The following is a 12,068-nucleotide window of genomic DNA, read 5'->3' as shown; positions in this document are numbered from 1 at the left end:
TGCGGGCCATGGCCCGCTCACTGGCGCTGCTGCTGGGCCTGATGCTGTGTGGCCCGCTGTGGGCAGCGGACTACCTGAAGGTCGAAGGCTACCCGCTGGACAATGGCCTGCAGCTGATCCTCAAGCCCACCAGCGACCGCGGCCACGTGTCGATTCGCCTGGTGGTCGGCATCGGCTTCGACCAGTTCGACTGCGACCACAAGGAGCTGCCGCACCTGCTCGAACACCTGTTGTTCAGCGGCATCGACGCCAGCGGCGAATCCGGCCTGGAAGAACGCATGCAGGCCCTGGGTGGCGACTGGAATGCCTTCACCCGCGACAGCGACACCACTTTCGTCCTCGAGGTGCCCGCCGCCAATCAGCGTGCAGCGCTGGACCTGCTGCTTGCCGCACTGTTCAACACCGAACTCACACCTGAACGCATCGATGCGGCCAAACGGGTGATCGTCCACGAGAATGGCGAACACCCGGCCGCCTGGCAGCGCCTGCTAGGCGCATCGAGCAAGCGTAACGACGCCACCGAACAGCTGGCCGCCGAACTCGGCCAGGCCTGCGCCGAACAGGACTCGCTGGGCCGTCTGGACGCCGCTGCCCTGGAGCGCCTGCGCGAGCAGTGGTACGTGGCCAACAACATGACCTTGATCATGGTCGGCGACCTGGATCGCCGCCTGCCCGCCTACCTCGAACGGCGCTTCGGTGAACTGCCGCCCGGCCCGATGCCGGAGCTGCGCGAACTGCCGGAAAGCAACGGCCACGCCGAGCCCGAACGCACGCTGACCACCGGCCTGTTCGGCGACACCGCCCAGGTGAACCTGATCTTCACCGAGCCCTGGGTCGGCGAACTCGACCAGGGCACCTGGCAACTGCTGCGCGACTACCTGCAGTGGGCTGTATACAAAGACCTGCGCATCGAGCACGGCCTGGCCTACAGCCCCGAGGTGGAGCGCAGCGCCTACGGCAGCAGCAGCTTCTTCAGCATCAGCGCCGAGGTGGACCGCGAGGACGTGGCGCAGACCGAGCAGCGCCTGCATGATTTGCTGCAACGCCTCGCCAAAGACGGCATGGACGACGCCACCGTCGAACGCCTGCGCAGCGTCGCCCTCGCCCGCCAGAACTGGACCGCACAAGGCAACAGCGCCCTGGCCGACACCTACTGGAGTTCACTCGGTAGCTACGAAGAAGGCCGCTTCGCCGACCCGGCACCGGAGCTACGCAAGATCCACACCGCCCAGCTCGATGCGGCGCTGAACCTGCTGCTCAAGCAGCCGAGCTACCAGCGCGTCGAGCAGCCGTTGCTGAGTACCACCGGCCTGTATGTGGTGGGTGCGGTGGCGGCGTTGATTCTGCTACTGGCCCTGGCCGGCCTGGTCAGCTTGTTGCGGCGGCGCTAATGGATTAATGGTCAGATTCACTGATTTAGCTACATGCCCGGATCAATGACGCTGAGCCCATCGATTTGAAGGATTACTTGGAAACACTGAAGAAGTGATTCGCGAGGTGCATGGATTGCTGTTTGAAGCATTGTCCATGTAGTCCTGGCCGCCTCTGGGCGGCCCTTCTTCGACAGCGAACAACGATCCGAGATATCGCGGGAGTTTCCCGCTGCCCTTGCGCAAGCGAGACAACGGCTTTACATGTGCGCGACCATGCACACATACTGCTCTGCATGAACAGCTCCCTTACACATCGAACCCACGCCATTGAAGCCGCCATCGCATCGCTCGACAGCGCGTTCTTCAAGGCCCTCTGCGAGTCTCCGCGAGTAGCTGTATTGAAGCGCGTGATGCAGCTGGGGCGCGCTGACGTAACCGAGATCGCAGCGGAGCTACCGCAAGAGCGCTCCGTGGTTTCCCGTCACTTGCAGGTGCTGCTTGAGGTCGGCATCGTCCGCTCGGCCAAGTCCGGCCGCCAGGTGTTCTACGAGGTCGATGGGCCGGCCATCATCAAGAAGTTGGAAGACATCCTGCAGCACACCAAAGCCATTGCTCCCTTCTGTTGCCCATATAGCCAACCCTGAGTTTTCATTTCCCTAAATACGTGTATAGGTGCGCACTAATGAACGCAAATAGCCGAACTTTCGATGCCATCGTCATTGGCGCCGGCCAAGCCGGCTTGGCGGCAGGCTGGCATCTGCGCCAACAGGGTTTGGATTTCCTTATCTTGGATGAACAACAACGGCCTGGCGGTAACTGACACAACTACTACGACAGCCTGAAGCTGTTCTCGCCGGCGGCGTACTCTTCGCTACCTGGCATTGCGTTCCCAGGAGAAGCGAAGCACTACCCGTTGCGACACGAAGTGGTACGTTATCTCGAAGACTATGCCGAGCGCTTCCAGTTGCCGATCCGCCCTAACAAGCGGGTGGCTGCGGTGTGTCGCGATGAAACTGGGTTTCGTGTCGACTCGGCGGATGGTCAGCAATTTCTGACCAAGGCTCTGATAGTGGCCTCGGGTGGCTTTAGCCGACCCTATACCCCAGAAATTCCGGGGCTCCACAGCTTTGGCGGCACTCGCCTGCATAGCGCGCAATATCGCAATTCTGTGGGACTCGAAGGACAGCGCATTGTGGTTGTCGGCGCAGCCAACTCGGCGGTGCAGATTGCGCACGAGCTGGCCCAGGCCGCCCAAGTCACCTTGGCCACACGCCAGGTCATCCGCTTCATGCCCCAGCGCGTACTCGGTGCCGACTTCCATGATTGGCTGAAATGGACCGGCTTGGGAAATAGCCGTTGGCTCAGCGACCAGAGCACGCCGGTACTTGACGATGGGACTTACCGACGGGCATTGAAGGCCGGCCGCTACAGCCAGCGCACTATGTTCCAGCAGGTCACGCCCAATGGTGTGGTTTGGGCCGATGGGCAAGAAGAGCGAATTGATAGCCTGATATTCGCCACTGGCTTCCATCCCAATTTGCCCTTCCTCGAAGGCCTACCGGTGATGAATGAGCGTGGCAACGTACTACAACGTCATGGAGTCGCCACTCGCGTTCCCGGCCTGTATTTCGTTGGTCTGCCGAAACAGCGCAACTTCGCCTCGGCCACGCTGCGCGGGGTTGGCCCCGACATCGAACACAACCTGAAGCATTTGCTTAGCTACTTGCAGGCTGCGCCTGCCGGCGTGGGCGGTACTGCGTTGCAGTCATAACAACAAGAGCCCTTTCCGTGCCCCACCCCGAAAGCCACCCGCCAACGATCAATCGAGTCAAACTCGTCTGGGCCATGGGTATCGCCCAGATCCTGGCCTGGAGCACGACGTACTACCTGCCGGCCGTACTGGAATCGTTAGGGTCAGAGTCATTGATTTTGATCGTTGGGGTCAATTGATTGCGCAGCACCAACGAGCTGTACGTCGTGGGTGCAGTGGTATCGTTGATTCTGCTCTTGGCCCTCGTCGGCCTGGTCAGCCTGTTGCGCAGCCGCTAACGAAAAAGCCCCGGTTAAACCAGGGCTTTCTTTGCTGCAAACTCGCTGCGGATTACTCGATGATATTGAACTCGCTCAGGTACTCCTCGGAGATTTCAAGACCCAGGCCGGGCTTGTTGTCATCGAGTTGGATGTAACCGTCCACCGGCGCCGGCTCGCCTTTGAACACGTAGTAGAACAGCTCGTTGCCGACCTCGACATCGAACACCGGGAAAAACTCTGCCATCGGCGATGCGGTGGTCGACATGGTCAGGTGGTAGTTGTGCATCTGCCCGGCATGGGGGATCACCGGCACCGACCAGGCTTCGGCCATGGCGTTGATCTTGCGCGCTGCAGTGATGCCGCCCACGCGGTTGGTGTCGTACTGGATCACGTCCGCGGCACGGCGTTCGAGCATCTCCTTGAAGCCGTAAGAAGTGAACTCGTGCTCGCCACCGGAGATCGGCATGATGCCCATCTTCTTCAGCTCGATGTAACCCTCCAGGTCGTCAGCGATCACCGGTTCTTCCAGCCAGCGCGGCTCGAACTCGGCGAGTTTGGGCAGCATGCGACGGGCGTATTCCAGGGTCCAGCCCATATAGCACTCGAGCATGATGTCCACGTCCGGGCCGGCCAGTTCGCGCAGCGCACGCACCTGCTCGATATTGCGGCGCATGCCCGCCGGGCCGTCCTTCGGGCCGTAGCCGAAGCGCATCTTCAGCGCGTTGAAGCCCTGGTTCAGGTAGCCCTGGGCCTCTTCGAGGAACAGGTCGAGGTTGTCGTTGGCGTAGAGCTTGGAGGCGTAGGTCCAGATCTTTTCCTTGGTGCGCCCGCCGAGCAGCTTGAACACCGGCTTGTTCACCGCTTTGCCCATGATGTCCCAGATGGCGATATCGATCGCTGAGATCGCTGCCATGCCGATGCCCTTGCGGCCCCAGGCGTGGCTCTGACGGTACATCTTCTGCCAGATATACTCGTTGTCGAACGGGTCCTCGCCGATGGCGATAGGCGCCAGGTACGTGTCGATGATCTCCTTGGCCACACGCGGTGCCAGGGCGCAGTTACCGACGCCGACGATGCCGTTGTCGGTCTCCACCTCCACCACCAGCCAGCCGTGGAAACGGAACGAGCCCATGGCATCGCCCTTCTCGAACAGGATGTCGCTGGCGTTGGTGCAGAAGTGCGCCTGGGGCGGCACGACCTTGCCCTTCCACTCGAAAACGCGGGTACGGATGGATTTTATTTTCATGGTACGGCTCCTTTCACGATAGACGGGCGACCGGCAGAGACTGGCTCTCGGCGATACGACGGGATTGGTTGAGCGGGAAACTGAAAAGAGGTGGCGAGCACAGCAAGGCCAGCGCTCTGGCCGATGCCATCGGTGTCATGGTCGATTCCTTGTTGCCGTTTTTGCCCTGGCGATCAGGGCCGGCTTCTTGTTGGTCTACGGCGGCAGCCGAGCTGCCTGTTGCCGACGACTCTAGCCACGGCGCACGGTGGCGGATAATCACTTATGCGCATTCGGTGATAACCACAGGAAATGCCTAGAACGGCAAAAGACGCGCGGGTGTTATCGCCCGACGGTTCGGGTGCGGCACTGATCGTCAAAAGAGGGGCGAAGCAGTATCAGGCTGAGATGCGCCACACATACCAACTATCCATGCCCATGACCGCTAGTGTCAGCCAGAAGCGACAGCCCTCAAGACTCTCCGCAAGCGGCCGATGTGATAGTGAAGGAAAAATCGCATCGCGTACCTGGGCTCATTTGCGCGCCCGGGCCAGCAAAATCCAAGGGACATGGATATGACCAACTTTAGCGTGGACAGCCTGCTGGCAAGCCGCTCGGTCACGGCGGGCGCTTCGATCAAGGTCGTTCAGACCGATGTCGAAAAAAGCACGTCAGCGTCCGGTAGACAGCCCGTCTACAGCTCCTCAGGCGTCACGGTAACCCTCTCGCCCGCTGCCACGAAGATATCGCTTTTACTCAAGAGCGAGTCCACCGGGAGTACCAGCGCTGCCGCCGATTTCGATGCGTTTCTGGACGGTAACCATCAGCAGATCAGGGAACAGGGCAAGAACGCCGATTTTCTCCAGGCGTTGCCAGACGACCTCAGCCATGAGCGGCAGGCGCTGGCCAAGCAGGCAGCCAACTACCTCCTCGACCACCATTACCAGGAGGAGAAACTCTATGACTCCCAAACGGCAGAAAATCCCTTCGCGTCACTAGATCGCGTGACACTTTCAAAGATTTCCTTCAACGACTCAGGACTTTTTACCCCAGCAGAGCGCCAGGTAGCCTTTCTGGAAATGACCAATCGCGACATGCTGTATCGCAATGAAACCTATGATTTGAGTGAAAGATTAAGAAGAGCCGAAGACTTGGCGGGATCTTATGTAATCAGTTTTCTGCGCGATGCAAAGCTGGAAGGCACCATGAGCGAGGCAGAGAAGGCATGGAAAAAATGGCCCACAGCCGTGCAACTCGAGGCTATTGCAGTCGCAGCAGTGCGCAATGATCCTGCGAAGCTGCCAACACTACCCGAGTATCAGAATCTGGATAGCCAGGGCAAACCCTTACTGGCCTTTATGGTTGGCAAAGATGGTTCGGGTACTTGGAAAAACGTTTCCGTTGAGGAACTGGCCTCTGAAACCATGCCCATCAGGCTTATCCATTCGCTGATCGAAAAGACCGAAGCCACAAACTGAACAACCTTGGCTGTCGCTCTACCTAAGCATCGATAGCATGGGACGGTGACGAAGCCGGGATGCCTTCGACCGTCCCCGTTGCATACGCCTGGCAAACTACTTAGCCACCTCGATCCGATAGAAATCCCGCGAATTGCGCCAGAAGAAGCCATCGCGCTGCGCCTCGTCGTAGTCGGCAAGAATGGCCTGCAGCGCCGTGACCAACTCGCCGTAGCCGATGCGCAAACCTGCCACCGGATAATTGCTGGCGAACAGGCAGCGCTCAATGCCGAACAGTGCCAAGGTTTCTTCGATCACCCCGCGGTTGCCTTCCAGCGTCCAGGGTTGATCCCGCAGGCCCAGTTCGGAGACCTTCACGCTGACGTTCGGCTGCGCCGCCAGCGCGGACATGCCGGCGCGCCAGCCATCGAGCCCGGCGGGGCTGCGATCCCAGGGAAAGCCCATGTGATTGAGCACGATGGGCACCTCGGGGAAGGCAGCGGCCACCTCGGCAGCTTCCTGCAAATGCCAGTACGGCACGCGCAAGTCCCACGACAAGCCGTGCCTGGCCAGCAGTTCGAAGCCGCGCAGCCAGGCCTCGTCCTGCATGCTGCCGCTCTGCCCGCGCACGCTGGCGGCCAGCTCGGGGCGGGGCGCCGTCACCGGTTTGCTGCGAATGCCGCGCAGCAGCGGATATTCCAGATGCCTGCCAAGCACCTCCTCGCATTCCGGACGGTGGAACCAGACGTGGGCCACCACCGCATTGGGAAAACCGTAGCGCGCATGTTGCTCGTGTATCCAGCGGGTTTCCGCTACCTGATCGGCGCGATCATGTTCGGCTTCGCAGTGCACCGTGGCCAGCACCCGCTGGCCGGCGCTGTCGGCCAGGTAGTCCTCGGGCAGGTAGTTACGGCGCAGGGCGCTGTAGTCGCCGAGAAAGAAGCCGGGGTCGACCTCGTCCTGCAGCCAGGGGTAGCGATGGCTATCGAGGTTCCACAGATGGTGATGGGCATCGATCAGCCGCTGCCCGCCTGCCGCATACGGCAGGCCGAGACGCAGGTGCAGGCAGGCGGTCATTTCAATGGCTCTCCCGCACACGGGCCAGTTCGGCCTGCCAGGCCTGGACGAAGTCGGCGCCGATATTGCCGCGTACCTGCTCGGTGACCACCTTGGCCTGTTCGACGAAGCGCTGGCGTTGCTCGTCGCTCAGGGCATTGATCTGCATGCCAGCGTCCTTGAGTTCAGCCAGCTTGTCCTGATTGGCCTTGCGGGCGATGGCGCGCTGCTCGCCTCTGGCCTGCTCGGCGGCCTGGCGCACCTGAGCACGCTGGGCATCGTCGAGCGAGTCCCAGGTCTTCTTGCTCATCAGCAGTACGTAGGACGTGTAGATGTGCTCGCTCAGGGTCAGGTACTTCTGCACCTCGTTGAAACGCTGGGTGGCGATCAGCGAGATGGGGTTTTCCTGGCCGTCGATGGCGTGCATTTCCAGGGCGCCGAACACTTCGTTGATCGGCATCGGCTGGGCGTTGGCGCCCAGGTGCTCGAAGAAGGTACGGAAGATCGGGCTCTGCACGGTGCGGATTTTCAGGCCCTTGAGGTCTTCCCACTTCTCGATGGGGCGCTTGCTGTTGGTCAGGTCACGGAAGCCGATTTCCCAGAAGCCCAGGCCGACCAGGCCCTTTTCTTCCAGCTTGGCCAGCAGTTGTTGGCCCATGGGGCCGTCGAGCATGGCGTCTACTTCAGCCGGGGAGTTGAACTGATACGGCAGGTCGAGCACGCCGAATTCCTTGACCAGACCGACCAGCGTCGGTGCGCCGACCAGGGCGAACTCCACGGTGCCGGCCGGCAGCGCGCCAAGCATCTGCACGTCGTTGCCGATCATCGCCGAGGGGAACACCTTGACGTTGAGGGCTCCGCCGCTGGAGGCCTTGAGGTGCTCGCTGAACAGTTTGGCGCCCTGCGGGCCAGGTGCGTCGATGGGGTCGCCGGCGCTGAGTTTGAAGCTGCGTTCCTCGGCGTGGGCGGCAAGGCCCGGCAGCAGGAGAGCCAGGCCGAGGGCGGCCAGGGTGCGGGTGAATGGCTTGTTCATCTTGTTGTTCTCCGAAAGTACGGGACTTCAGCGCACGATGACCTGGGATACATCAGGCTCGAGCAGAGTGTGGAAGTAACGCAGGAAGCTGTAGGTATTGAGATCCAGCATGCCGACGCGCTGATCCTTGAGCGTGACGAAGGCCAGGTCGCGGGTCGGGTGCAGGCTCATGGCGATGGCATGGGTGTCCAGCTCGATGCGGTGGATTTCCTCCAGCTCGGCGTTGAACACGGAAATCGAATGCTCGGCGTAGTTGGTCACGTACAGGCGATTCTGACGGTCGCGGTAGATGCGCGTCGGGTCGGCGCCGGTACGGCCACGACGGGTCACTTGCAGCGTCTCGACATCAACGGCGACGATGCTGTTGTCACCACGGGTGGCGACGTACAGGATGCGCTCGTCGGCGCTGTAGCAGTTGCCCTCGGGCATGCTGCCTGGCTGCACCGGCACCGGCGCAACGGTTGGATCCTGCGGCTTGAGGCGGGTGATGGTGTTGCTCAACAGATTGAGGGCGAAGGCGGTCTCGCCGCTGCGGGTCAATGCCACCAGGTGGCTCTTGTAGCCGCCGGAGGGAATGGCGCGATCCGGGGTGTCCTTGAGGTGCGGCTGGTCGAAGATCAGCAGGGTCGAGTTGCCTTCGCTGAGCACGTAGAGGCGATCCTGATCGTCCATCGCCAGGCCGTGCGGGCGGCGGAACGGCCAGATGCTCAGGGTGCGCACGTGCTCGCCCTTTTCCAGGTCGATGACGAACACCGAGCAGCCGCCCTCGCCTTCGTGGCTGGAGGTTTCGATGCCGTAGTGGCCGACGTAGGCGAAGCGGTTCTGCGAGTCCACCACGAACTCGTGGGGGAAGTCCGGCAGGCGGATGTGCTTGATCGCCTCACCGCTCTCGACGTCGTAGAAGCTGAAGGTGTGGGCGCATTTCTGCACCAGCAGCAGAATTTCCTGACTCATGATCTCGATTCCTTGAAGCGGCGCTCGGCGCGCCGCCGGATTGATGGGCTCAGCGCAGGGCGTCGATGGCGTCGAGCAGTTCGCTGCCATGCTGTTTGACGAAGGCCTCGCGCACCGGCGCGGACACCGCCTTGCGGAAGGCTTCGCGGTCGACATTGGGCTCGATCTCCATGCCCTTCTCGGCCAGCTCGGCGAGGTACTTGCCGTCGTTCTCGGCATTCATCCGGCGCTGCGCCTGGCCGGCGGCGCGGGCCGCGTCCACCAGCACCTTCTGCTGCTCGGCCGGCAGGGCGTCGAACTTCTGCTTGTTCATCACCAGCACCAGCGCGGTATAGGCGTGGTGGGTCTGCGACAGATACTTCTGCACTTCGTAGAAACCCGACGACCAGGTGATGCTCAGCGGGTGCTCCTGAGCATCGACGGCCTTCATTTCCAAGGCGTTGTATAGCTCGGCCAGCGGCAGCGGCTGCGGGTTGGCGCCAAGCAGGCGGAACGCCTCGATCTGCGCCGGGTTGCTGGAAGTGCGGATCTTCAGACCCTTGACGTCATCCGGCACGCGCACAGGTTTGCGTGAGTTGGTGATATCACGAAAGCCCACTTCCCAGTAAGCCAGGCCCTTGAGGTTGTGCTCGGCCAGGCCATCGAGCAGTTGTTGGCCGATCTCGCCATCGAGCACCCGGTAGGCATGGGCGCTGTCGGCGAACACGAACGGTAGGTCGAGTACCGACATGCGCGGGGTCAGGCCACTGAAGTTGGGCGTGCCGGACATTTCCATGTCGATGGTGCCACCGCGCACGCCGGCGATCATCGCCTGGTCGTTGCCCAGCATGCTGTTGCCGTAGGCGCGCACCACCAGCTCACCGTTGCTGCCGTCCTTGACCAGCTGGGCGAACTCCTTGGCGGCCAGACTCTGGGTGTCGCTGTCCGAACCGGCAAAACCGAAACGCAGGGTGGTGGCCGCCTGGGCCTGCAGAACGGAGCAGCCCAGCAGCAACAGGCAGCCCAGGGTACGCAGCGCTTTCTTGTTGTTTTTCATCGTTACTTCCTTGCTGTGAGTGAACGGGAACATTCAGGGCAGGAACCAGCGCATGGGCGTCATCACCAACTGCGGGAAGATGATCAGCAGCGCCAGTACCGAAAGGTGCGCGAACAGGAACGGCAGCACGCCACGCATCACGCCATCGAGCGGCACCTTGCCGACGCCGCTCATCACGCTGAGCACGTTGCCCACCGGTGGAGTGATCAGGCCGATGGAGGTGTTGAGGATGAACAGGATGCCGAAGTACACGGGATCGATACCGGCGAGCTTGATCACCGGCATGAACACCGGTGTGAGGATCAGCACGATGGGCATCAGGTCCATGGTGGTGCCAACCACCAGCACGATCGCCATGATCACCACCAGCAGCAGTTGCGGCCGGTCGATCAGGGGTTCAAGCAGGTCGCTGACCAGCATCGGCAGCTCAGCGATGGTCATCAGCCAGGACGACACCAGCGCCGCCGCCACCAGGAACATCACCACCGCCGTGGTGCGCCCGGCATCCAGGAACACCTGATAAAGGTCACGCAGCTTCAGCTCGCGGTAGACCACCAGCGACACGAACAGCGCATAGATCGCCGCCACGGCTGCAGCCTCAGTGGGCGTGAAGATGCCCAACTTCAGGCCACCGATGATCAGCACCGGCAGCATCAGCGCCCAGATGCCGTCACGCAGCGCCCGCAACACTTCGCCGCGCGAGGCCTTCTGGCCTACCGGCAGGTCGGTGCGCCGCGCCAGCCACCACCAGGTGCCCCACAGCGCCAGGCCCATCATCAGCCCCGGTACGATGCCGGCCATGAACAGCTTGGTGATCGACACGCCACCGGCGACGCCGAACACCACCAGCGGAATCGACGGCGGAATGATCGGCGCGATGATGCCGCCCGCGGCGATCAATCCGGCCGAGCGGTTGGGGTCGTAGCCGGCCTTGCGCATCATCGGCATCAGCATCGCCGCCACCGCAGCAGTGTCGGCTACGGCCGAGCCGGACAGCGAGGCCATGACGATGGCCGCGATGATCGCCACGAAACCCAGGCCGCCGCGCATGTGGCCGACCATCGCCATGGGCAACGCGACGATGCGCCGCGACAGACCACCGGCATTCATCAGCTCGCCGGCCAGCATGAAGAACGGAATGGCCAGCAGCGGGAAGCTGTCGGCGCCGCTGATCAGGTTCTGCGCCAGGATCTGCGCATCGAAGGTGTCGAGCTGAATCATCAGCGCAACGCCGGCCAGCATCAGCGCGAAGGCCACCGGAATACGCATGGCCATGGCGCCCAGCAGGGAGCCGAGAAAAACGAAAATGGTCATTTCGAGCCCTCGGAAACCACCGCGCCGTCACCCTCGCCCGCCACGCTGCGCAGCGGGTCGGCATGGCGGAACAGGAGCTGGAACAGGCGGCTGACGATGATCGCGCCCATGGCCAAGCTGCACACCACACCCGCGGCGTACATCCAGCCCAGCGGCAGGCCGGCCACCGGCGACAGGTTGTCCATGTTGATCAGCGTCTGCTTGACGCTGCCGACCAGAAACAGGCCGCAGCAGAACAGCATCAGCAACTCGGCCAGCACCGCGCAGACGCGCTGGCCAAAGGCCGGCAGGCGACGGAAGAACAGGTCGATACCCAGGTGGGTGTTGTCGCGCAGGGCGATCACCGCACCGATGAAGGTCAGCCACACGAACAGGTAGCGCGCCCCTTCATCCGACAGGGCGATGCCGGAATTGAAGCCGTAACGCAGCACCACGTTGACGAACACCAGGATCACCATGGTGGCCATGCAGAACACCACGATGCCCTCGAACAGGCGGGAAAACACCAGGGTCAGCAGGCGCATGGGCACACACCTCCCCAGACACCGGGCAGCCAGGGCTGCCTGCGGTTGTGATCGATAGCCATGAC

Annotated in this window: 12 protein-coding genes; 5 read left to right on the top strand and 7 right to left on the bottom strand. The window is 62.1% G+C overall.

Annotated features, from left to right (window positions below):
* Positions 1 to 8: 8 nt before the first annotated feature.
* From PVA39_RS05540 to PVA39_RS05530, 4 genes are all read left to right on the top strand, one after another.
* The gene (locus tag PVA39_RS05540; protein WP_274123147.1) at positions 9 to 1,391 is read left to right on the top strand and encodes a M16 family metallopeptidase; all 1,383 of its coding nucleotides are present in this window, start codon (positions 9 to 11) and stop codon (positions 1,389 to 1,391) included.
* Between the two features lie 275 nt (positions 1,392 to 1,666).
* Complete coding sequence (locus tag PVA39_RS05535; RefSeq protein ID WP_274123146.1) at positions 1,667 to 2,017, top strand: ArsR/SmtB family transcription factor; 351 nt, start codon at positions 1,667 to 1,669, stop codon at positions 2,015 to 2,017.
* Between the two features lie 38 nt (positions 2,018 to 2,055).
* Positions 2,056 to 2,193 (top strand): FAD-dependent oxidoreductase, encoded by a 138-nt coding sequence (locus PVA39_RS23295; RefSeq protein WP_337993274.1) that lies wholly within the window; start codon positions 2,056 to 2,058, stop codon positions 2,191 to 2,193.
* A gap of 18 nt (positions 2,194 to 2,211) precedes the next feature.
* Positions 2,212 to 3,144, top strand: a complete 933-nt coding sequence (locus PVA39_RS05530; RefSeq protein ID WP_337993275.1) for a flavin-containing monooxygenase — start codon at positions 2,212 to 2,214, stop codon at positions 3,142 to 3,144.
* Between the two features lie 330 nt (positions 3,145 to 3,474).
* On the opposite strand, the gene PVA39_RS05525 is transcribed toward PVA39_RS05530, so the two are convergent.
* Positions 3,475 to 4,650 (bottom strand): L-rhamnonate dehydratase, encoded by a 1,176-nt coding sequence (locus PVA39_RS05525; RefSeq protein ID WP_274123144.1) that lies wholly within the window; start codon positions 4,648 to 4,650, stop codon positions 3,475 to 3,477.
* Between the two features lie 554 nt (positions 4,651 to 5,204).
* Between PVA39_RS05525 and PVA39_RS05520 the strand changes: the two genes are divergently transcribed.
* Positions 5,205 to 6,107: a hypothetical protein gene (locus PVA39_RS05520; protein WP_274123143.1), complete on the top strand. Its 903-nt coding sequence runs from the start codon at positions 5,205 to 5,207 to the stop codon at positions 6,105 to 6,107.
* Positions 6,108 to 6,203: 96 nt separating this feature from the next.
* Here PVA39_RS05520 and PVA39_RS05515 read toward each other — a convergent pair whose 3' ends face one another.
* Genes PVA39_RS05515 through PVA39_RS05490 form a run of 6 tightly spaced genes read right to left on the bottom strand, consistent with a single transcriptional unit; the run spans position 6,204 to position 12,003 of the window.
* A complete protein-coding gene (locus tag PVA39_RS05515; RefSeq protein WP_274123142.1) occupies positions 6,204 to 7,163 on the bottom strand; it encodes an amidohydrolase family protein in 960 nt (319 codons plus the stop codon).
* A gap of 1 nt (position 7,164) precedes the next feature.
* A complete protein-coding gene (locus PVA39_RS05510) occupies positions 7,165 to 8,175 on the bottom strand; it encodes a TRAP transporter substrate-binding protein (protein WP_274123141.1) in 1,011 nt (336 codons plus the stop codon).
* A gap of 27 nt (positions 8,176 to 8,202) precedes the next feature.
* A complete protein-coding gene (locus PVA39_RS05505) occupies positions 8,203 to 9,129 on the bottom strand; it encodes a YncE family protein (protein ID WP_274123140.1) in 927 nt (308 codons plus the stop codon).
* A gap of 49 nt (positions 9,130 to 9,178) precedes the next feature.
* Positions 9,179 to 10,165, bottom strand: coding sequence for a TRAP transporter substrate-binding protein (locus PVA39_RS05500; RefSeq protein WP_274123138.1), 987 nt, complete (start codon positions 10,163 to 10,165; stop codon positions 9,179 to 9,181).
* A gap of 33 nt (positions 10,166 to 10,198) precedes the next feature.
* Positions 10,199 to 11,479, bottom strand: a complete 1,281-nt coding sequence (locus tag PVA39_RS05495; RefSeq protein WP_274123137.1) for a TRAP transporter large permease subunit — start codon at positions 11,477 to 11,479, stop codon at positions 10,199 to 10,201.
* Positions 11,476 to 12,003, bottom strand: coding sequence for a TRAP transporter small permease (locus PVA39_RS05490; RefSeq protein WP_274123136.1), 528 nt, complete (start codon positions 12,001 to 12,003; stop codon positions 11,476 to 11,478). The genes PVA39_RS05495 and PVA39_RS05490 overlap by 4 nt, the downstream gene beginning before the upstream one ends.
* Between the last annotated feature and the right edge of the window lie 65 nt (positions 12,004 to 12,068).

It is taken from the genome of Pseudomonas sp. CNPSo 3701 (genome assembly GCF_028674975.1).
GTDB lineage: Bacteria > Pseudomonadota > Gammaproteobacteria > Pseudomonadales > Pseudomonadaceae > Aquipseudomonas > Aquipseudomonas straminea.
Note: the sequence above shows the minus strand (reverse complement) of the source record. Positions and strands in the feature narration are given on the sequence as shown.